The sequence below is a fragment of the Rhizobium sp. Root1220 genome, from assembly GCF_001426265.1.
GTDB lineage: Bacteria > Pseudomonadota > Alphaproteobacteria > Rhizobiales > Rhizobiaceae > Rhizobium.
In genome coordinates, this window is record NZ_LMDG01000012.1 from 207,137 (window position 1) to 227,659 (window position 20,523).

At 58.9% G+C, this 20,523-nt stretch carries 14 protein-coding genes; 8 read left to right on the forward strand and 6 right to left on the reverse strand.

The genetic code is table 11. The annotated features are described in order from the left end of the window. The first annotated feature begins 230 nt into the window (after positions 1–230). Both uvrA and ASC90_RS10360 read left to right on the forward strand, forming a co-directional pair. Positions 231–3,155 (forward strand): excinuclease ABC subunit UvrA, encoded by a 2,925-nt coding sequence (gene uvrA / locus ASC90_RS10355; protein WP_056539261.1) that lies wholly within the window; start codon positions 231–233, stop codon positions 3,153–3,155. 46 nt (positions 3,156–3,201) lie between these two features. Beyond that, positions 3,202–4,008 carry a DUF72 domain-containing protein gene (locus tag ASC90_RS10360; RefSeq protein WP_056539264.1) on the forward strand — a complete coding sequence of 269 codons (807 nt, stop codon included), beginning with the start codon at positions 3,202–3,204 and terminating at the stop codon, positions 4,006–4,008. 10 nt (positions 4,009–4,018) lie between these two features. Here ASC90_RS10360 and ASC90_RS10365 read toward each other — a convergent pair whose 3' ends face one another. Further along, positions 4,019–5,494, reverse strand: coding sequence for a bifunctional ADP-dependent NAD(P)H-hydrate dehydratase/NAD(P)H-hydrate epimerase (locus ASC90_RS10365; protein WP_056539267.1), 1,476 nt, complete (start codon positions 5,492–5,494; stop codon positions 4,019–4,021). 340 nt (positions 5,495–5,834) lie between these two features. On the opposite strand from ASC90_RS10365, the gene ASC90_RS10370 reads away from it, so the two are divergent. The 3 genes from ASC90_RS10370 to hspQ all read left to right on the forward strand — a co-directional run bounded on the left by ASC90_RS10370 (position 5,835) and on the right by hspQ (position 8,125). Continuing rightward, the gene (locus ASC90_RS10370; protein ID WP_003539626.1) at positions 5,835–6,173 is read left to right on the forward strand and encodes a P-II family nitrogen regulator; all 339 of its coding nucleotides are present in this window, start codon (positions 5,835–5,837) and stop codon (positions 6,171–6,173) included. 56 nt (positions 6,174–6,229) lie between these two features. Further along, entirely contained in the window at positions 6,230–7,639 is a 1,410-nt protein-coding gene (gene glnA, locus ASC90_RS10375; protein ID WP_056539270.1) for a type I glutamate--ammonia ligase, read from the forward strand. Between the two features lie 156 nt (positions 7,640–7,795). Next, entirely contained in the window at positions 7,796–8,125 is a 330-nt protein-coding gene (hspQ, locus tag ASC90_RS10380) for a heat shock protein HspQ (RefSeq protein ID WP_056539272.1), read from the forward strand. A 115-nt stretch (positions 8,126–8,240) separates the two neighbouring features. Here hspQ and ASC90_RS10385 read toward each other — a convergent pair whose 3' ends face one another. Continuing rightward, on the reverse strand, positions 8,241–8,900 hold the full coding sequence (locus tag ASC90_RS10385) for an invasion associated locus B family protein (protein ID WP_056539275.1): 660 nt from the start codon (positions 8,898–8,900) through the stop codon (positions 8,241–8,243). A gap of 269 nt (positions 8,901–9,169) precedes the next feature. On the opposite strand from ASC90_RS10385, the gene ASC90_RS10390 reads away from it, so the two are divergent. Together ASC90_RS10390 and ASC90_RS10395 are read left to right on the forward strand one after the other, a co-directional pair. Next, positions 9,170–10,975, forward strand: a complete 1,806-nt coding sequence (locus ASC90_RS10390) for an extracellular solute-binding protein (RefSeq protein ID WP_056539278.1) — start codon at positions 9,170–9,172, stop codon at positions 10,973–10,975. A gap of 86 nt (positions 10,976–11,061) precedes the next feature. Next, on the forward strand, positions 11,062–11,733 hold the full coding sequence (locus tag ASC90_RS10395; protein ID WP_056539281.1) for a DsbA family oxidoreductase: 672 nt from the start codon (positions 11,062–11,064) through the stop codon (positions 11,731–11,733). 7 nt (positions 11,734–11,740) lie between these two features. Here ASC90_RS10395 and mfd read toward each other — a convergent pair whose 3' ends face one another. Next, positions 11,741–15,247 (reverse strand): transcription-repair coupling factor, encoded by a 3,507-nt coding sequence (gene mfd, locus ASC90_RS10400; protein WP_056539284.1) that lies wholly within the window; start codon positions 15,245–15,247, stop codon positions 11,741–11,743. Next, the gene (locus ASC90_RS10405; protein WP_056539287.1) at positions 15,244–15,561 is read right to left on the reverse strand and encodes a succinate dehydrogenase assembly factor 2; all 318 of its coding nucleotides are present in this window, start codon (positions 15,559–15,561) and stop codon (positions 15,244–15,246) included. Before ASC90_RS10405 ends, mfd begins: the two co-directional genes overlap by 4 nt. 92 nt (positions 15,562–15,653) lie before the next feature. On the opposite strand from ASC90_RS10405, the gene recG reads away from it, so the two are divergent. Then, positions 15,654–17,759 (forward strand): ATP-dependent DNA helicase RecG, encoded by a 2,106-nt coding sequence (gene recG / locus ASC90_RS10410; RefSeq protein WP_056539290.1) that lies wholly within the window; start codon positions 15,654–15,656, stop codon positions 17,757–17,759. Between the two features lie 24 nt (positions 17,760–17,783). Here the strand turns inward: recG and ASC90_RS10415 are convergent, their stop codons facing one another. Next, a complete protein-coding gene (locus tag ASC90_RS10415; RefSeq protein WP_056539295.1) occupies positions 17,784–18,488 on the reverse strand; it encodes a DUF502 domain-containing protein in 705 nt (234 codons plus the stop codon). A 119-nt stretch (positions 18,489–18,607) separates the two neighbouring features. Further along, entirely contained in the window at positions 18,608–20,434 is a 1,827-nt protein-coding gene (gene glmS, locus ASC90_RS10420) for a glutamine--fructose-6-phosphate transaminase (isomerizing) (RefSeq protein WP_056539298.1), read from the reverse strand. Positions 20,435–20,523 lie beyond the last annotated feature (89 nt).

The following is a 20,523-nucleotide window of genomic DNA, read 5'->3' on the forward strand; positions in this document are numbered from 1 at the left end:
GCCCTGCCCGGCGGCGCTTGAAATAATCGGTGCACCTTAAACTATAGAGCGCCGCCAGGGGGCGTCCATCGCCGGTTCATCCACAAGGAAGTTGTTCTTTATTTGTTCTATTTTACCCGTATGATCCTGTCAATCGAATCGAAAACCTTGCAACAGATGGACTATCAGCCTCGACTCGCCAGCCGGCATCACTAAATAAGGGGCTTGTTCCAGCACAGAAGCAGAAAAAGATGAGCGAACTGAAGACGATCTCCATCCGTGGCGCGCGCGAGCATAATCTGAAGGGCATAGATCTCGATCTGCCACGGAACAAGCTCATCGTCATGACTGGCCTATCCGGCTCGGGCAAGTCCTCGCTTGCGTTTGATACGATCTATGCAGAAGGCCAGCGACGCTATGTCGAAAGCCTTTCGGCCTATGCGCGCCAGTTCCTCGAGATGATGCAGAAACCGGATGTCGATCAGATCGACGGCCTGTCGCCGGCAATCTCCATCGAGCAGAAGACGACCTCGCGCAATCCGCGCTCGACGGTCGGCACCGTGACCGAGATCCATGACTACATGCGCCTTCTGTTTGCGCGCGTCGGTGTCCCCTATTCGCCTGCCACCGGCCTGCCGATCGAGAGCCAGACGGTCAGCCAGATGGTTGATCGCATCCTCGCGTTCGAGGAAGGCACCCGTTTGTTTATCCTCGCGCCGCTCGTGCGCGGGCGTAAGGGCGAGTACAAGAAGGAACTGGCGGAGCTGATGAAGAAGGGCTTCCAGCGTGTCAAGATCGACGGCCAATTCTACGAGATCACCGATGCGCCTGTTCTCGACAAGAAATATAAGCACGACATCGACATCGTCGTCGACCGCATAGTCGTGCGCTCGGATGTCTCTGCACGTCTGGCAGACAGCCTCGAGACGTCGCTGAAGCTTGCCGACGGCCTTGCCATCGCCGAGTTCGCCGATAAGCCGCTGCCACTGGAGGAAACTGCCGCAGGCGGCTCCGCGAACAAGTCGCTCAACGAAACGCATGAGCGCGTGCTGTTCTCGGAGAAATTCGCCTGCCCGGTTTCCGGTTTCACCATTTCGGAAATCGAACCCCGACTTTTCTCCTTCAACAATCCGGCCGGCGCATGCCCGACCTGCGACGGGCTTGGTGCGCAGCAGAAAATCGATGCAAATCTGATCGTGCCCGAGCCCGAGCGGACGCTGCGCGACGGTGCCATTGCACCATGGGCGAAGTCCTCCTCGCCCTACTACAACCAGACGCTGGAAGCTCTCGGCAAGCATTGCGGTTTCAAACTGGGTGCTCGCTGGAGCGACCTGCCCGAAAAGGCGCGGGACGTTATCCTCAACGGCACGGAAGAGAAGATCGAATTCCACTACGCCGACGGCGCGCGTTCCTACACAACACACAAGACTTTCGAGGGCATCATCACCAACCTCGAACGCCGCTGGAAGGAGACAGACTCCGCTTGGGCGCGCGAGGAGATCGAACGCTACATGTCGGCAGCGCCCTGCCCGTCCTGCAACGGCTTCCGTCTGAAGCCGGAAGCGCTCGCCGTGAAGATCGACAAGCTGCATATCGGCCAAGTCAGCAACATGTCGATCCGTGTGGCGCGAGACTGGTTCGAAACGCTGCCCCGAACATTCACCGCGAAGCAGAACGAGATTGCCGTCCGCATTCTCAAGGAGATCCGCGATCGCCTGCGCTTCCTGAACGATGTCGGCCTGGACTACCTCAGTCTGTCGCGCAACTCCGGCTCGCTCTCCGGTGGTGAAAGCCAGCGCATTCGTCTCGCCTCGCAGATTGGATCGGGGCTAACGGGCGTACTCTACGTTCTGGACGAGCCGTCGATCGGCCTGCATCAGCGCGACAACGCCCGGCTGCTCGAAACGCTGAAGCACCTTCGCGATATCGGCAACACGGTCATTGTCGTCGAGCACGACGAGGACGCCATCATGACGGCGGACGACGTGGTCGATATCGGTCCGGCTGCTGGCGTCCATGGCGGTCAGGTCATCGCGCATGGAACGCCGCAGGACATTATGGCGAACCCCAGGTCTATCACTGGAAAATACCTGTCGGGTGAACTCGGCGTCCCCGTTCCGGATGCACGCCGCAAGCTGAAGAAGGGCAAGGAAATCAAGGTTGTCGGTGCCCGCGGCAACAATCTGAAGAATGTCACCGCCGCCATTCCGCTGGGCGTGTTCACGGCAGTTACCGGCGTTTCCGGCGGCGGCAAGTCCACCTTCCTGATCGAGACGCTCTACAAGTCCGCGGCCCGCCGCGTCATGGGCGCTCGTGAGATCCCGGCCGACCACGACCGCATCGACGGCTTCGAACATATCGACAAGGTCATCGACATCGATCAGTCACCGATCGGTCGCACCCCGCGCTCGAACCCGGCGACCTATACCGGCGCCTTCACGCCCATCCGCGACTGGTTTGCGGGTCTGCCGGAGGCAAAGGCGCGTGGCTATCAGCCCGGCCGCTTCTCGTTCAACGTCAAGGGCGGTCGATGCGAGGCTTGCCAGGGCGACGGTGTCATCAAGATCGAGATGCACTTCCTTCCCGACGTCTACGTCACCTGTGACGTTTGCCATGGCAAGCGTTACAACAGGGAGACCCTTGACGTCACCTTCAAGCAGAAATCAATCGCCGACGTGCTGGATATGACGGTTGAGGAAGGCGTCGATTTCTTTGCGGCCGTCCCCGCCGTCCGCGATAAGCTGCAATCCCTGAAGGATGTCGGCCTCGGCTATATCAAGGTCGGCCAGCAGGCGAACACGCTTTCTGGCGGCGAGGCGCAGCGCGTCAAGCTCGCAAAGGAGTTGTCGAAGCGCTCGACGGGCCGCACGCTCTATATCCTCGACGAGCCGACGACGGGCTTGCACTTCCATGACGTGGCCAAGCTGCTCGAAATGCTGCACGAACTGGTCAAACAGGGCAATTCGGTGGTGGTCATCGAACATAATCTCGAGGTCATCAAGACGGCTGACTGGGTTCTCGACTTCGGGCCCGAGGGTGGCGATGGGGGTGGAGAAATCGTGGCAACGGGTACGCCTGAAGCGATCGTCAACGAGACGCGGTCCTATACGGGGCATTTCCTGAAGGAGCTTCTGGAGCGGCGCCCCGCAAGGAAAGCGGTCGCAGCGGCGGAGTGATTTTTAAGATGGGTGAGATCCGGTGCGATCTACAGGAGAGGACTCGATGAAAAAATCAGGCACTATCCGTGTCGGCATCGGCGGCTGGACCTTCGAACCATGGCGGGATCATTTCTATCCCGGTGACCTAAAGCAGAAGGACGAACTGTACTACGCCAGCCGGAAGCTGAAGGTCATCGAGGTCAACGGCACTTACTACAGTTCGCAGAAACCTGAGACCTTTGCCAAGTGGGCTGCCGATGTGCCTGACGGCTTTGTCTTTTCGCTCAAGGCCAGCCGTTTCGTGACGAACCGACGCGTGTTGGCGGAAGCGGGCGAATCGATGCAGCGCTTTCTGACGCAGGGACTGAGCGAACTCGGATCTCGTCTAGGCCCGATCCTCTGGCAGTTTGCGCCGACCAAGAAATACGATCCAGATGATTTCGAGGCGTTTCTGAAGCTGCTGCCGAATACGCAGGATGGATTGCCGCTGAAGCATGTCGTCGAGGTGCGGCATGATTCCTTCAAGACACCTGAATTTGTCGCGATGCTGGAGAAGTATGGCGTCGCACCCGTTTGTGCGGAGCATTTCGACTATCCGATGATAGCAGATGTGACGGCGGACTTCGTCTATACGCGGCTGCAGAAAGGTTCGGACGAGATCAGGACCTGCTATGCACCTGGCGACCTGAGCGCCTGGGCGCAACGGCTGGAGGCCTGGGCGCAAGGTTCTGTTCCCGATGATCTTCCGCTGATCGACCCTGAACGCAAGGTCAAAGCCGAACCGCGCGATGTTTTCGCGTTCATGATCCATGAAGGGAAGATCAACGCGCCATTTGGCGCAATTGCCCTGCAGGAGGAGGTCGCGCAGTAAACCCGCCTTGTCAAAGCGGGAGGACGTGCGCGGCCAATTCCTCCGCAGTCAATCCCTTGCCCGCGCGCAGCCCTGCCTCCCCATGCAGGTAGACGCCGGCCGCCGCTGCTTCGAAGGTGGGCATCCCCTGCGCCATCAGTGCCCCGATGATGCCGGCAAGCACATCGCCCGACCCGGCGGTGGCAAGCCAAGGCGGGGCATTGGTGTTGATATAGGCTCTGCCATCCGGTGCGGCGATCACGGTGTCCGCGCCCTTGTAGACGATTGCAGCATTTGAACGAGACGCCGCAGCCTGCGCCCTGCCGACCTTGCCAAGCGTTCGATCCGCTGCGATATCGGGGAAGAGGCGGCCGAATTCACCTTCGTGCGGGGTGAGCACCAGCCGCGGTTCCCCGTTCTCAAAGAGGTCGAATAGCTTTCCCGGTTCGTCGCTGAACGAGGATATGCCGTCGGCATCGAGCACGAGACGACGCTCGCAAAGGACTGCCGCGAAGGCGCGGGCCTTCGCACCTATGCCAAAACCGGGCCCGAGCACGAACGTTTGCAGCCGCTGATCTTCTAGCCACTCCCGAAGCGCTTCTTCATCCTCCACCGGATGTAGCATGATCGCCGTCAGGTGAGCCGCGTTGGCGTCCATCGCCTCAGCCGAAGATGCAATGGTGACGAGCCCAGCGCCGGCTTTCAGCCCTGCCGTCGCGGACATCCTTGCCGCGCCGGTCTTGCTTGCCCCACCCGAAAAGACAACCAGATGGCCGCGTCTGTACTTGTGCGTTTCAAGCGACGAGGAAGGCGTCAGGTGGCGCCATCGCTCCGGCCTGTTCTCCGCAATTCCTCCCTCTGTCTCGGCACGCACGATGCGGGCTGGAATACCAATATCGAAAATTTCCAAAGTGCCGCAAAGCTCTCTGCCCGGCATCAGCAGGTGGCCTGGCTTTCGGGTCATGAAGGTGATGGTGTGGTCGGCGCGGAGGCACTCGCCCAGCACTTCCCCTGTGCGCCCGTCCAGGCCCGACGGCAGATCAACGGCCAGCACCGGCGTGTTTGCGTCCTTGGCGCGCTGGAATGCGTCGCGAACCTCTGCGGGAAGGTCTCGCGTGAGGCCGGCCCCAAACAATGCGTCGATGATCAAATCGCCGGGCTTGGGCATGTAGTTGTCAAGCGGCGAAGTGAGAGACGCATATGTGTCGCGCGCTCGGGCTGCGTCACCGGCAAGTCTCGAGGGGTTGCCCCAGTGAAAGACCTCGACCGTCGCGCCGGTCATCACCAGATGACGTGCGGCAACATAGCCGTCGCCCCCGTTGTTCCCCGGGCCGCAAAGCACCGCCACCCGACCAGCCTCGGGGTAGAAGCGCAGCGCTGCGGATGCAACAGCAGCTCCTGCGCGCTCCATAAGAGCGAAGCTGTCGATCCCGGAGGCGGCTGCTGCTAAATCGACCGCTGCCATTTCCGCAGGGGTAAGGAGAAGTTCACGGATGTTTTCGATCATCGGTACATTGAAGCAGAAATAGCCTAAATAACAATCGATTAAAGCCAATAGCAAATGATGTAAAAATATGCATATGATGATAAAATAATCACAAGAAAGCGACCGCTCTGCTGAATAAGCGATTGTGAATGTTCTGGATTTCTGCTTGATTTCGCTTTCGAGAACGAATTTGCGGTGATTTTTTTCAAAAACACTCCATGAAGCGACGGGTTTCCGAGTGTTTTTGTGTCATTCCGACGAATTTTTGAAAAATCCGCTTTCCAACTGGCACGATAACTGCATCATGCCGGGAAGCGGGTTCAAGCCCGCTTTAACGAGAGAAGCGGAGAGTCATTTTCTCATGAAAAAGATCGAAGCGATCATTAAGCCTTTCAAGCTCGACGAGGTGAAGGAAGCCCTTCAGGAAGTTGGCCTGCAGGGTATCACTGTCACTGAAGCGAAGGGCTTCGGTCGCCAGAAAGGCCACACGGAACTCTATCGTGGCGCAGAATACGTCGTTGATTTCCTGCCGAAGGTAAAGGTGGAAGTCGTGCTCGCTGATGAGAATGCGGAAGCCGTCATCGACGCGATCCGCAAGGCCGCCCAAACCGGTCGGATCGGCGACGGCAAGATTTTCGTATCCAATGTCGAAGAGGTTATCCGCATTCGCACCGGCGAAACCGGTATCGATGCCATATAGCTTTGTCGCATAGTGGCGAAACAACGTATCGTCATCTCAAATAAAGGAAATATTTAATGGCGACCGCAAGCGAAATTCTCAAGCAGATCAAGGACAACGACGTCAAGTTCGTGGATCTGCGTTTCACGGACCCCAAGGGCAAGCTGCAGCATGTCACTATGGATGTCGTATGCGTTGACGAAGACATGTTCGCCGATGGCGTCATGTTCGACGGCTCCTCGATCGGCGGCTGGAAGGCCATCAACGAATCCGACATGGTGCTGATGCCTGATCCGGAAACGGTCCACATGGATCCGTTTTTTGCGCAATCCACCATGGTTATTCTCTGCGACATCCTCGATCCGGTTTCGGGAGAGGCCTACAACCGCGATCCGCGTGGCACGGCAAAGAAGGCGGAAGCCTACCTGAAGGCATCGGGCATCGGCGATACGATCTTCGTTGGTCCTGAAGCAGAATTCTTCGTCTTCGACGACGTTCGCTACAAGGCTGATCCGTATAATACCGGCTTCAAGCTCGACTCGACGGAACTGCCTTCAAACGACGACACCGAATACGAAACCGGTAACCTCGGTCACCGTCCACGCGTCAAGGGCGGGTATTTCCCGGTTCCGCCGATCGACAGCTGCCAGGACATGCGGTCCGAGATGCTGACGGTTCTGTCGGAGATGGGCGTCGTCGTCGAAAAGCATCACCACGAGGTTGCCGCTGCCCAGCACGAGCTCGGCATCAAGTTTGACACGCTCGTTCGCAACGCCGACAAGATGCAGATCTACAAGTACGTCGTGCACCAGGTCGCCAATGCATACGGCAAGACGGCCACCTTCATGCCGAAGCCGATCTTCGGCGACAACGGTTCGGGCATGCACGTCCACATGTCGATCTGGAAGGGCGGAAAGCCAAGCTTCGCCGGTGACGAGTATGCGGGCCTGTCCGAGAGCTGCCTCTATTTCATCGGCGGCATCATCAAGCATGCCAAGGCGCTGAACGCCTTCACCAACCCGTCGACGAACTCCTACAAGCGTCTCGTCCCGGGATATGAAGCCCCGGTTCTGCTCGCCTATTCGGCCCGCAACCGTTCGGCTTCGTGCCGCATTCCCTTCGGCAGCAACCCGAAGGCAAAGCGCGTCGAAGTCCGATTCCCGGATCCGATGGCAAACCCTTACCTCGCCTTCGCAGCGATGCTGATGGCCGGCCTCGACGGCATCAAGAACAAGATCCACCCTGGCAAGGCCATGGACAAGGATCTCTACGATCTGCCGCCGAAAGAACTGAAGAAGATTCCGACCGTCTGCGGCTCGTTGCGCGAGGCGCTCGAAAGTCTGGACAAGGATCGCAAGTTCCTGACGGCTGGCGGCGTCTTCGACGACGACCAGATCGATAGCTTCATCGAGCTCAAGATGGTCGAGGTGATGCGCTACGACATGACGCCTCACCCGGTAGAGTATGACATGTACTATTCGTCCTAGCAGAAAACGAAAGCCCCGGTCTGATGCCGGGGCTTTCTAGCCTCACGATGCCGTCCACGGCTTTCGGTGTATGTGACGCTCATGTGACGCATCTCGCACAAATCTTGATTTGAGCGAGAGCAATCACCAAATCAGGTGATGAAAGGAAGTCGCACCATGAAAGAAAAAGTAGCTAAGTTCAGTATCGGCGAAGTGGTTCGGCACAAGGTATTTCCGTTTCGCGGCGTCATCTTCGATGTCGATCCGGAATTCGCAAACACCGACGAGTGGTGGAACTCCATCCCCGCCGAAGTGCGCCCCAGCAAGGACCAGCCGTTTTACCACCTGCTCGCCGAAAATGACGAAAATGAATACGTCGCATACGTATCCGAGCAGAACCTCATAAACGACGAGAGCGGTGTACCACTCCGCAACGAGCAGGTTTACCAGATTTTCGATATGGCACCGACTGGCGAGTTCAAACCCAAGATGAGCTTCGCCCACTAAGGTCTAGTGTTGTCTTTAAAAACCCCGTTCAAAAAGCGGGGTTTTCTTCGCCCCGATATCCAACAAAAAAACCCGGCACTGAGGCCGGGTTTTTTGCGATTTCCAATGGCTCGAATTACTGCGCCTTGGCAGCTTTCTGGGCATCTTCGAGCTTCTTGCGAGCTTCGTCAGCCTTTTTCTGCATGCTGTCCTGCAGGCTCTTCTGGCTTTCGGCCAGCTTGGAAGCCGACACTGCTTCGCCGTCGAACGCACCGGTGAAGCCTTCAAGCGAAAGCTTGATCGGATTCGGCGCACGGCGGAAGTTGATCGACGTGAGGACGAGGTCTGTGCCCTTCTTCAGGCTGGCGACCATGGCGTCCGTCAGTGGGATCTGCGCGACGCAACGATCCGGCATGCACATCAGATAGTCGATCTTCTGTGGCTTGCCGCCGTCGATCTGCATGCCTATGCCCGGAGGAATGAGGCGCGCCGGCGGAACCGAAACCTGAAGGCTCTTGTTGTTGATCTTTCCCGAAACGGAGATTATGCCAACGCCCGTGACGAGCTGCCCGCCAGTGGCAAGCACAATGTTCTGAACGACGCAGACGTCGTTGTCTTCCTGCTTGCTGCAGGTCTTGTACCAGCCGAGGCGCGGTGCGCCTGCGGCCTGCGCCGAACCGTCGGCGGGCGCGGCGGCTTCCTGCGCGAAGGAAGAAACCGGAGCTGCAGCGGCGCCAAGCATCACTGCCATGACAGACAGGGTTGCGCGCGTTTTCTTTCCAGACTTGAACATCATAACGAATTCCGTCTCCTGATATCCCCTAAGGGACGACAACGTGCCGTCCTCACCAACGGGGTCGTTCACATCCCACCTCTTAAAACAATAAGGCAAATGCATGACCCCGAACTTTCGGGTTCACCTGTTACATTGCGTCGCTTCAGATATCCAGTAATTCTTTGGCCATTTCGGCGTCGTCCGAAAGAATTCCACGCCGATGGTGAATTCAGCGAGGTGCATGATAGTCTTTGTTCGAATCGTGCCGCTCTCCGGAAAGGAATTCAGCGATGCTCCGGATCGTTATCCCGCTTGTCCTCGCCCTGTCTTGCGGCGCCGCGTTGGCGGAACCCGTGCATGGAATTGCCATGCACGGCACACCTGCCCTGCCGTCGGACTTCAAGCATTTTCCCTACGCCAATCCGGAAATCAAAAAGGGTGGCAAAATCAGCTACGGAGTGGTGGGCACTTTCGACAGTCTGAACCCGTTTATTTTGAAGAGCATGCGTACGACGGCGCGCGGAATGTGGGATCCCGAGTACGGAAATCTGGTCTACGAAACGTTGATGCTCAGGTCCCGCGACGAGCCGTTCACGCTCTACGGCCTCCTGGCGCAATCGGTCGAGTGGGATGACGACCGGCGGTTTATCCAGTTCAACCTCAATCCGGATGCAAAGTGGTCTGACGGGCAACCGGTGACGCCCGACGACGTGATCTTTACACTCAACCTGTTGAAGGAAAAGGGCCGAGTACCGTTCAGCACCCGGCTCAACGCCGTCGAAAAAGTCGAACAAGTCGGCGTCCATGGCGTAAAGTTCACATTCAACGACAAGGCTGACCGGGAGTTTCCGCTGATTCTGGCCGGCTCGACACCGATCCTGCCGAAGCATGCCATCGACCCGGAAACGTTTGACCGATCATCGCTAGTGCCGCCGGTTGGATCTGGGCCATACATGGTCCAGACAGTCAAACCCGGCGAGAGCATCAGCTTTGAGCGCGATCCCAACTACTGGGGCAAGGACATTCCATCCAAGGTGGGCCTCGACAATTATGACCGGATTACTGTGCAGTATTTCCTGCAGGACACAACGCTGTTCGAGTCATTCAAGAAGGGTGATGTCGACATCTACGCGGACGGGAGCCCGGGTCACTGGGCAAACGCCTACAATTTTCCAGCAGTGACTTCGGGTGTCGTCGTGAAGGATACCTTCGAGCCCAAATTGCCGAGCGGCATGTTCGGCTTCGTCTTCAACACCAGGCGGCCCGTCTTCGCCAACCCCAAGCTGCGTGAAGGGCTTTCGCTGATCTTCGATTTCGAATGGGCGAACAAGAACCTGTTCTCCGGCGCCTACATCAGAACGCAGAGCTTCTGGCAGAACTCGGATCTATCGAGCTTCGGCGTTCCGGCCGATGAGCGCGAGTTGAAATTGCTCGGCCCTATCAAGGATCGGATCGACCCGTCCATCCTGGACGGCTCATATAAATTGCCGGTGACAGATGGTTCAGGCAGGGACCGAAACGTCCTGAAGCAGGCCGCAGCGTTGCTCAAGGAGGCTGGCTATGCGATCCAGAACGGCAAGATGAGCGACGCCAAGGGCAAACCGCTTGCATTTGAAATCATGACCCAGAATGCCGATCAGGAGAAGCTTGCAGTCGCCTACCAGCGCTCGCTGCAGCTACTGGGCATTTCAGTTTCGATCCGAACGGTCGACGACTCCCAATATCAAAGCCGGACAAGCAACTTTGACTACGACATGATCATCAAGTCCTACACGGCATCTCTTTCACCGGGGATCGAGCAGGTGGGGCGGTGGTCGTCTGCCGCCAGAGACCGAGAGGGTACGGATAATTTCGCCGGCGTGGCTGATCCCGATGTCGACACGCTTATCGATCATATCCTGACCGCGCGTTCAGCAGAGGATTTTACGGCGGCCGTTCGGTCCCATGACCGCATGCTGCTATCCGGGCACTATGTGCTTCCGCTCTATCATGTCGACCAGCAATGGGTCGCGCGAAGTAAAAGGATCGGGCATCCGGATGTGGTGCCGCTTTACGGCTATCAGCTGCCCGCGTGGTGGGATCAAAGCGTGCAGTAGGTAGTTCCCTTTTTCTGCCTGGTTGAAGTCTCCAGCCGCAGGGGCTAGATGGCTGGAAATTCTCTATCTCGTGAAAGGAAAACGCCATGGAACGCATTATCATTGATGTCGTATCGGACATCGTCTGCCCATGGTGCTATCTCGGAAAAGCCCGCTTGGAACTCGCGATTGCGGAGGTGCAGGACGAGGTGGGCGTCGATATCAACTGGCGTCCATACCGTCTCAACCCAGACTATCCGGTGGAGGGAGTCGATCAAAAGAAGGCCCTGGAACAGAAGCTTGGCGGCGCCGAGCGCGTCGCCCAGGGACACAAGATGCTTGCGGACTACGGGCGCGAGGTTGGCATAGAATTCAATTTCGAGGCGATCAAGATTGGCCCAAATACGCTCGACGCGCATCGCCTTGTCCACTGGGCAATGGTCGAGGATCGTGAAAAGCAGGACCGTGTGGTCAATGCACTTTTCAAGGCGAATTTCGAGGAAGGTCGCAACGTCGGCGACCATGCGGTACTGCTCGATATTGCCGAGCAGGCGGGGCTCGACCGATCTGTGACGGCATCGCTACTCGCATCCAACGCGGATCGCGACCTCATCATTGCGGAAATCGAGTCCGCGCAGAAAATGGGCGTCAACGGCGTGCCGTTCTTCATATTCGACCAGCAGTATGCCGTCAGTGGTGCGCAGACGCCCGACGTGTTGGTCAATGCGCTGCGCGACATCGCCAAAGCTAAAGCCGAGGCGCGCGCTGGCATGAACTGACGGCCTCCTAGGTTTTCGCCATTTCGGCCATTTGCGTCATGATCACGGCTGCGCCCTGCAGCCTTTTTTCCGGCGTCGGCAGATCGCGCGTCAAAAACACGCTGTGGTCGGGACGGATCTTCGCCATGACGCCCTGCTTGGCGATGTAGCCAACCAGATTGGCCGGGTTCGGAAATTCCTTGTGTCTGAACTGAATGACGACGCCCTTGGGGCCGGCGTCCAGCTTCTCCACATTGGCGATCCGGCAGAGTGACTTCAGATAGACGATTTTCAGCAGATGCTGGACTTCGATCGGCATCGGCCCGAACCTGTCGATCATCTCCGCGCCGAAGCCATCGATGTCCTTCAGTTCCGTGATTTCACCGAGGCGGCGATAGAGCCCCATGCGCAGATGCAGATCGGGCACGTAGCCTTCCGGAATCATGACTGAGGTTCCGACCGAGATCTGCGGCGACCAGCCCGTATCTTGTATCTCGTCGACTCCCTTCACCTCGGCAACGGCTTCTTCGAGCATCTGCTGGTACAATTCGAAGCCGACTTCCTTGATGTGACCGGACTGTTCCTCGCCCAGCAGGTTGCCCGCGCCACGGATGTCCAGATCGTGGCTTGCGAGTTGGAAACCTGCACCCAGCGTGTCGAGCGACTGCAGCACCTTCAGGCGGCGCTCGGCTGTAGCAGTCAGCACCTTGTTGACCGGAAGCGTGAACAGGGCGAAGGCACGGACCTTCGAGCGTCCCACGCGACCACGAAGCTGATAGAGTTGCGCAAGTCCGAACATGTCGGCGCGGTGTACGATCAGCGTGTTGGCGGTTGGCACGTCGAGGCCGGACTCGACGATCGTCGTCGACAGCAGGACATCGTAGCGGCCCTCATAGAAGGCGTTCATGATGTCTTCCAGTTCGCCCGCGGGCATCTGTCCGTGGGCGATAGCTACTTTCAGTTCCGGAACATCTGAACGCAGGAAGGCGTAAATGTCCTCCAGATCGGCCAGCCGCGGGCAGACATAGAAGCTCTGGCCACCGCGATAGTGCTCGCGCATCAGCGTTTCACGGATCACCAGCGAATCGAAGGGCGAGATGAAGGTGCGCACGGCCATGCGGTCTACCGGCGGAGTCGTGATCAGCGAGAGCTCACGAACGCCCGTCATGGCAAGCTGCAGCGTGCGCGGGATCGGCGTCGCGGACAGCGTGAGGACGTGAATGTCGCTCTTGAGTTCTTTCAATCGCTCCTTGTGCTTGACCCCGAAGTGTTGCTCTTCGTCGATGATCAGAAGGCCGAGGTTGGCGAATCTGATGCCGGCGCCAAGCAGGGCATGGGTTCCTACCACGATATCGGTCTTGCCATCGGCAACTTCCTTCTTCGTCAGCGCCAGTTCCTTCGACCCGACGAGCCGCGAGGCCTGCTGCACGCGGACCGGCAAACCGCGGAACCGCTCGGAGAATGTCTTGAAATGCTGGCGCGCAAGCAGCGTCGTCGGCACGACGACGGCCACCTGAATACCGTTCATTGCGGCCACGAAGGCAGCGCGGAGCGCGACCTCCGTCTTGCCGAACCCGACATCGCCACAGACGAGGCGATCCATAGGGCGCCCGGCGCCGAGATCGCCGCGCACGGCCTCGATGGCGGTGTCCTGGTCTTCCGTTTCTTCATAGGGGAAGCGCGCCGCGAACTCGTCGTACAACCCTTCCGGCGTCGTTAGGACAGGTGCGTGCCGTGTCAGCCGCTCCGCAGCGATTCGGATCAGCGCATCGGCCATGTCGAGCAGGCGCTTCTTCAGTTTCGCCTTGCGCATTTGCCAAGCGCCGCCGCCCAGCTTGTCGAGCTGGGCTTCGGTCCCCTCGCCGCCATAACGCGACAGCAAGTCGATGTTTTCGACCGGCAGGAAGAGCTTGGCATCGTCGGCATACTGAAGCTCTAGGCAGGCGTGTGGCGCGCCTGCCGCTTCGATCGTCCTCAATCCGATGAAGCGACCGATACCGTGCTCGGCGTGGACGACGACCGATCCTTCATCGAGCCCCGCGACCTCCGAGATGAAATCCGCAGCACGCTTGCGCCGCTTTGAACGGCGCACCATGCGGTCGCCAAGAATGTCCTGTTCGCCAATGACGACCAGATTTCCGGTTTCGAAACCGGACTCCAGGCTGAAGACGGCGGCCGCCGCTTCGCCTCGCTCTAGCGCGTCGATATCCTTTAGCGCCGAAATGGGCTTGACCCGTTCCAGGCCATGTTCGTTCAAAACCTGCAGCAGCCGCTCCAGTGACCCTTCGGTCCAAGCGGTGATCAGGACCTTTGCGCCACCGGCTCGCTTCTCGGCGATATGTTTAACGACGGTGTCGAAAATATTGACGCGTTCGGCGGTTGCATTGCCCTCGGCGTTTGAACGTGCCCATCGTTCGCCTTGTCGCGCATCAACATTGGTCACGCGCCGCGTTTCGCCCTCGTGCTCGTTGAAGGGCGATATCCGGATGGCGTTGAGGGCTTCGAGTGTCTTCGCGAAGGTCTTGCTTTCGAGATAGAGCTGGCCGGGCGAGACCGGCTTGTAGGGCGTACCCTGCGCCATCGGGCCTTTCGTCGGCTGGCCGGTGTTCAGACGCGCATCGTAGTAGTCGAGAACCAGCTTGGACCGTTCTTCGGCGGCTTCGCGCACCGTATGATCGGTCACCAGACGGAACCCCTTGAGGTAGTCGAAGACAGTCTCCAGCTTTTCGTAGAAGAGCGGTAACCAATGCTCCATGCCGGGATAGCGGCGACCTTCGGAGACGGCGAGGTAGAGCGCGTCGTCGCGGGTGGCGGCGCCGAATGTCGACAGGTAGTTCTTGCGGAAGCGGGCGATGGTGTCGGGCGTAAGCGTCACTTCACTCATCGGGTTGAGATCGAGCGATCTTACCTGCCCTGTGGTGCGCTGGCTCGCGGGGTCGAAACTTCGAATGCTCTCCAGTGTGTCACCGAAGAAATCGAGCCGAACTGGCTCCTCCGAGCCTGGGACGAAGACATCCAGAATACCGCCGCGCACGGCATACTCGCCGACTTCGCGAACCGTCGCGACGCGATCGAAACCATTGCGCTCAAGCCGACCCGAAATGTCGTCCATGCGCACCTGATTGCCGGGACGGGCAGAGAACGCCAGGCTCTCAATAACATCTTGTGGCGCCACCTTCTGCAGCATAGCGTTGACCGTGACGAGGACGATCGCCGCATGTGGTTTCTTCTGATGAGCAATGAGGCCGCTCAGCGCCGCCAGGCGGCGGGCAGACGTGTCAGCGCTCGGCGATACGCGGTCATAGGGAAGACAGTCCCAAGCCGGCAGCGTGAGGACAGGAATGTCCGGCGCCACAAAGCCCAGCATTTGCTCCAGGTCGGCCATACGCTGTCCATCCGACAGTACATAGGCGATGGGTTCGCCGGCACGCACCAACTCTGCGAGCAGGAGCGGTTCGAGTCCTGCCGGGACATTGCCAATCGTCAGCGTCTCGGCGAGAGCTGCGAGCTTCTTTGCATCAAAACCTGGGATCATTCGGCATTCCTGGACGAGACATGGGCCGGATATTCGAAGTCCGGTCTGTAAGCGGCAAGGCGGTCAAACATCGGAGTCTGGAACCGTGCAGGCACCGGCCATGTACCCATGATCCACCGCACCAGATCATTGTCCTCTTCCGCCATGATGGTCTCGAACTCGTCGAGTTCGACCTCGGACAGTTCAGCGATCTCCTTCTCGGCAAACTGGCCGAAGACCAGGTCCATCTCGCGGATACCGCGATGCCAGCAGCGGAAAAGAATCCGGCGGCGGCGCGGGTCGAGATCGGCGCTCGAGAGCGTGATACCTGTCATGGCATTACCTTCCTGTTGATCCGCCTCTATAGACTCTCGAAAGCAGCTTGTCAGCCTTGCCAAGGCCCCATTATTCATCGCATTTTGCCGCCATGCGCCCCACCATCCTCGATCCGCTGTTTTCACCCGTTTCGGTTCTTCCCGGTGTCGGTCCGAAGATTGCCGAGCTGCTGGTGAAACTGCTCGGGCGCGAGACACCGGAAGGTTGTCGGGTTGTCGACCTGCTCTTTCATGCGCCTCACTCACTCGTTGATCGGCGCAATCAGCCCGGTATAGCGCACGCGCCACAAGGCGCGATCGTGACGATAACGGGACGCGTCGATCGTCACCAGGCGCCGCCCCGCGGCAAAAGCAATATTCCGTACCGTGTCCTTCTGCACGACGAGACAGGCGAGCTTGCGCTCGTCTTCTTCCGCGGACAGGCGGCATGGCTTGAGAAGCAGCTTCCACTGGACGAGGAGGTAACCGTCAGCGGCAAGGTCGAGTGGTTCAACGGTCGCGCTTCGATGGTGCATCCCGACTATATCGTCAGGGCGAGCGCGGCCGAAAACCTGCCGCTGGTCGAGCCCATTTATCCATTGACGGCTGGGCTGTCGCCGAAAACTCTCCGTAAGGTCATCGAGTCGGCTTTGCAGCGGACCCCTGAACTACCGGAATGGATCGACCTTGCGCTCACCCAGAAGCAGGGTCTCCCGACAGTTGCCGACAGTTTCCACATGTTGCACGCGCCGCGCGACCCTTCCGATATCGACGCGCAAGCCCCTGCCCGCCGCCGACTTGCTTATGACGAATTCCTGGCGGGCCAGCTGTCTCTGACGCTGGTGCGCCAGCGGTTGCGCAAGGTTGCGGGAACGCCGGTACGTGCGACGGGCACCATCAGTCGACAGCTCCTGGAGGCGCTGCCATTCTTGCCTACCCAAAGCCAGACCATCGCCATCGCCGAGGTTCTGAAGGATATGGCGGGCGAGGATCGAATGCTAAGGTTGCTGCAGGGGGATGTCGGATCCGGCAAGACACTGGTCGCGCTGATGTCGATGGCGGCGGTGATCGAGAGCGGTGGGCAGGCTGTCCTCATGGCACCCACGGAAATCCTGGCGCGTCAGCATCATGCGACCATCTCGAGGTTCGCGGAGACGGTCGGCCTTCGCATCGAGGTACTCACCGGACGCACGAAGGGCCGTGAACGCGATGAGATCCTCGGCCGGATTGCATCAGGAGATGCGCAGATCATCATCGGGACGCACGCGCTATTCCAGGACAGCGTGAACTATCACAACCTGATGCTCGCCGTTGTCGATGAACAGCATCGCTTTGGTGTCCACCAGCGCCTGCGGCTGACGGCAAAGGGCATCTCGCCGCACATGCTGGTGATGACTGCCACGCCGATCCCCCGCACGCTGGTGCTGGCGGCCTTCGGCGACATGGATGTCTCGAAACTTACGGAAAAGCCGTCAGGTCGCAAACCGATACAGACCATCACTGTTCCAACGGAACGCACCGGCGAAATTGTTGCACGATTGCAGGGCGCCTTGAAGGAGGGCAGAAAGGCCTACTGGATTTGTCCGCTCGTAGAAGAGTCCGAAGAGCTCGACCTGATGTCGGTCGAGGAGCGCCACGCGACGCTGACTTCGGCACTCGGCCCCGGAGTTGGCCTTATCCACGGCAGAATGTCGGGGCAGGAAAAGGACGCCGCGATGATGGCGTTCAAGAACGGCGAAATCCGTCTGCTGGTGGCGACGACCGTCGTCGAGGTTGGCGTCGATGTGTCGGACGCAACCATCATGGTAATAGAGCACGCCGAGCGCTTCGGCCTAGCGCAGCTCCACCAGCTGCGCGGCCGTGTCGGGCGCGGCGACGAGGCCTCCACCTGCATTCTGCTCTACAAGGGGCCACTCGGCGAAATCGGCCACGCGCGTCTCGCCATCATGCGGGAAACGGAGGATGGCTTCCGCATCGCCGAGGAGGATCTGAAGCTGCGCGGCGAAGGCGAACTTCTCGGCACACGGCAATCCGGAACGCCCGGGTTTCACATCGCTAGCCTGGAGGCGCATGCCGATCTGCTCGAGATCGCCAGGCGCGACGCAGCCTATTTGATCGAGCGCGATCCCGAACTGACCAGCGAACGCGGGAAAGCCGTGCGCACGTTGCTCTACCTGTTCCGGCGCGACGAAGCCATTCGCTTCCTGCATGCAGGTTGATGGCAGGCGTGACGCGTTGGCAGTTCACATCTCGATAGGAGCCGGCATCGCTGCAACCGGGCGTTCCTGCTTAGGCAGTCGTCCAATCAACTCCTCCGGCGTAACAAGGCCGCCGGAAATAAGGAGCTTGGCTGCATCCTCCGCCGACATGTCGAGCAAAACGATCTTCTCCCGAGGAATGAATATCAGGAACCCAGCCGTCGGCACCGGAGTCGGCGGCAGGAAGACGCTCACCATGTCGTGCCCCATGGCATTGAACTTCGATGCGATTTCGCCTCGCGCATCCGTCGCGATAAAGACCAGTGCCCAAAGGCCGGCGCTCGGATACTCGATCAGCCCTACCCGTTTGAAGGAGTTCCTGCGTTCCTTTAATACGGTCTCGAAAATCTGCTTCACGCTCACATAGATGCTTCGCACCAGCGGTACCCGTCGAACCAGCGACTCGCTGAACTGGACGATCGTCTGTCCAATCAGGTTCTTGCCGAGGAATCCGATGACGGTGATCGCGATAAGCGCAATCAGTAGACCCGACCCTGGCACGGCAAAGTTCAGGTAGCTGTCGGGATCGTATCGCGCCGGAATATAAGGCTTTACCCAGCTGTCGGCCCAGCGGACGACCGACCAGGTCAGCCAAAGCGTGATCGCAATTGGCGCACAAATGATCAAACCAGCCAGAAAGTTGTTTCTGATGCGTGTGGCAATCGGCAGTCGGGGCAAATTTTCCTTCATCGCTTGCAGATGAACTCCGTTGAGTGTACCGGCAACCGGAAATCAGTTCCCCCTCCGCTTCCACGCCAAAGCTGCCAGACTTTACCGTGCTGCACAAGCGTCAGACGGAGGAATACCCCTCACTCAACCGTTACCGATTTCGCCAGGTTGCGCGGCTGGTCAACGTCGGTCCCCATGAAGACGGCAGTGTGGTAAGCCAGCAACTGGATCGGCAGCGAGAAGATCATCGGTGCGATGATTTCATCCACGTTCGGAAGCGCGATCGTCGCCATCGTCGGCAACTTGGATGCGGCGGCACCCGCTTCATCCGTGATGAAGATGATTCGGCCACCGCGCGCCGCGACTTCCTGCATGTTGGACACAGTCTTCTCGAAGAAACGGTCACACGGAGCAATAACGATGACAGGCATGTTTTCGTCGATCAGGGCGATCGGCCCGTGCTTGAGTTCGCCCGCGGCATACCCTTCTGCGTGGATATAGGAGATTTCCTTGAGTTTTAGCGCCCCCTCCATCGCAAGCGGAAAGCTGGTACCACGGCCGAGGTAGAGAACGTCGCGGCACTTCGAAAGTTCGCGAGCCAGACTTTCCATCTGCGGCTGAATGAGGTTCAACACACGACTCATGATGCGTGGCATTTCGGCGAGATGCCGGACGAGCACCTTCTCCTCCTCTACGCTCATCGTTCCCCTCGCCTTGCCAGCGCCGAGTGCCAGCGAAGCCAGAACTGCGAGCTGGCAGGTGAACGCCTTGGTCGACGCTACGCCGATCTCCGGCCCGGCCATGATCGGGAAGATCGCATCGGCCTCGCGCGCGATTGTCGATTCCTTGACGTTGACGACCGCCCCGATCTTGAGACCGTTCTCCTTGCAATAGCGCAACGAAGCCAGCGTATCGGCTGTTTCGCCCGACTGTGAAATGAACAGTGCGGCCTGCGAAGGTGAAAGGGGCATTTCGCGGTAGCGGAATTCGGAGGCGACATCGATCTCGACCGGCAGACGCGCGTAGCGCTCGAACCAGTATTTGCCGACGAGGCCTGCCAGATATGCCGTCCCGCAAGCAGAGATGGCGAGCCCTGTCACCGTTTTGAAGTCGATTGCCGCGGCACTGGGACTGATCGTATTGCTGGCGAAATCCATGTATTGGCTGAGAGCACGGGAAATCACCTCCGGCTGCTCGTAGATTTCCTTCTCCATGAAGTGACGGTGGTTGCCTTTGTCCACAACATAGGCAGTCGTTTGCGAGATTTGTCGCGGCCGCTCTACCTGGTTACCCGAGAAATCGAGAATCGTCGCGCCAGTGGTCGTTAGCACCGCCCAGTCACCATCGACGAGATAGGTGATCTCGTTGGTGAATGGAGAAAGCGCAATCGCATCCGAACCGAGGAACATCTCCCCCTTGCCGTAGCCGATCGCCAGCGGCGGACCGGAGCGCGCGGCCATGATCGTGCCGGGGTCGATCTTCAGCATGACCGCCAAGGCATAGGCACCCGTCACCCGATTGAGCATCCGCAGCATCGCTGCACGAGGTGCGAATCCCTCGCGCAGATACTTCGCCATCAAGTGCGCAATCACCTCGGTGTCGGTCTGGGTCTCAAAGACAGCGCCTTCGTGTGTCAGTTCGTCGCGAAGTTCCGAAAAGTTCTCGATGATGCCGTTGTGGACGACAGCGACGCCCTCGACGAAATGCGGATGCGCATTGGTTTCGTTGGGCACACCGTGCGTTGCCCACCGCGTATGAGCGATCCCGGTCGTTCCCGGCAACGGTTCGCTATCCAATCGCTTCTCGAGATTGAACAGCTTGCCTTCGGCACGGCGACGCTCCATCACACCGTTATGAATGGTCGCGACACCGGCGGAATCATAGCCGCGATACTCAAGTCGCTTCAGCGCATCAACGAGGCGCTCCGCGACCGGGCTGTTTCCGACGATCCCAACAATTCCGCACATATAAATCCCCAAAAGCCGTCCGCTATCGGAGGCCAGTCGTAGCAATTTTCTCTTTTTTCTCAATCGGCTCAGCGGTCACTTTCGATGTC

Bases quoted from the DNA above. Each gene is read 5' to 3' on its own strand.
- ASC90_RS10390 (WP_056539278.1), top strand. From the start codon at position 9,170: ATGCTCCGGATCGTTATCCCGCTTGTCCTCGCCCTGTCTTGCGGCGCC.
- mfd (WP_056539284.1), bottom strand. From the start codon at position 15,247: ATGATCCCAGGTTTTGATGCAAAGAAGCTCGCAGCTCTCGCCGAGACG.
- recG (WP_056539290.1), top strand. From the start codon at position 15,654: ATGCGCCCCACCATCCTCGATCCGCTGTTTTCACCCGTTTCGGTTCTT.
- ASC90_RS10415 (WP_056539295.1), bottom strand. From the start codon at position 18,488: ATGAAGGAAAATTTGCCCCGACTGCCGATTGCCACACGCATCAGAAAC.
- ASC90_RS10405 (WP_056539287.1), bottom strand. From the start codon at position 15,561: ATGACAGGTATCACGCTCTCGAGCGCCGATCTCGACCCGCGCCGCCGC.
- ASC90_RS10365 (WP_056539267.1), bottom strand. From the start codon at position 5,494: ATGATCGAAAACATCCGTGAACTTCTCCTTACCCCTGCGGAAATGGCA.
- glmS (WP_056539298.1), bottom strand. From the start codon at position 20,434: ATGTGCGGAATTGTTGGGATCGTCGGAAACAGCCCGGTCGCGGAGCGC.
- ASC90_RS10395 (WP_056539281.1), top strand. From the start codon at position 11,062: ATGGAACGCATTATCATTGATGTCGTATCGGACATCGTCTGCCCATGG.
- hspQ (WP_056539272.1), top strand. From the start codon at position 7,796: ATGAAAGAAAAAGTAGCTAAGTTCAGTATCGGCGAAGTGGTTCGGCAC.
- ASC90_RS10385 (WP_056539275.1), bottom strand. From the start codon at position 8,900: ATGATGTTCAAGTCTGGAAAGAAAACGCGCGCAACCCTGTCTGTCATG.
- uvrA (WP_056539261.1), top strand. From the start codon at position 231: ATGAGCGAACTGAAGACGATCTCCATCCGTGGCGCGCGCGAGCATAAT.
- glnA (WP_056539270.1), top strand. From the start codon at position 6,230: ATGGCGACCGCAAGCGAAATTCTCAAGCAGATCAAGGACAACGACGTC.
- ASC90_RS10370 (WP_003539626.1), top strand. From the start codon at position 5,835: ATGAAAAAGATCGAAGCGATCATTAAGCCTTTCAAGCTCGACGAGGTG.
- ASC90_RS10360 (WP_056539264.1), top strand. From the start codon at position 3,202: ATGAAAAAATCAGGCACTATCCGTGTCGGCATCGGCGGCTGGACCTTC.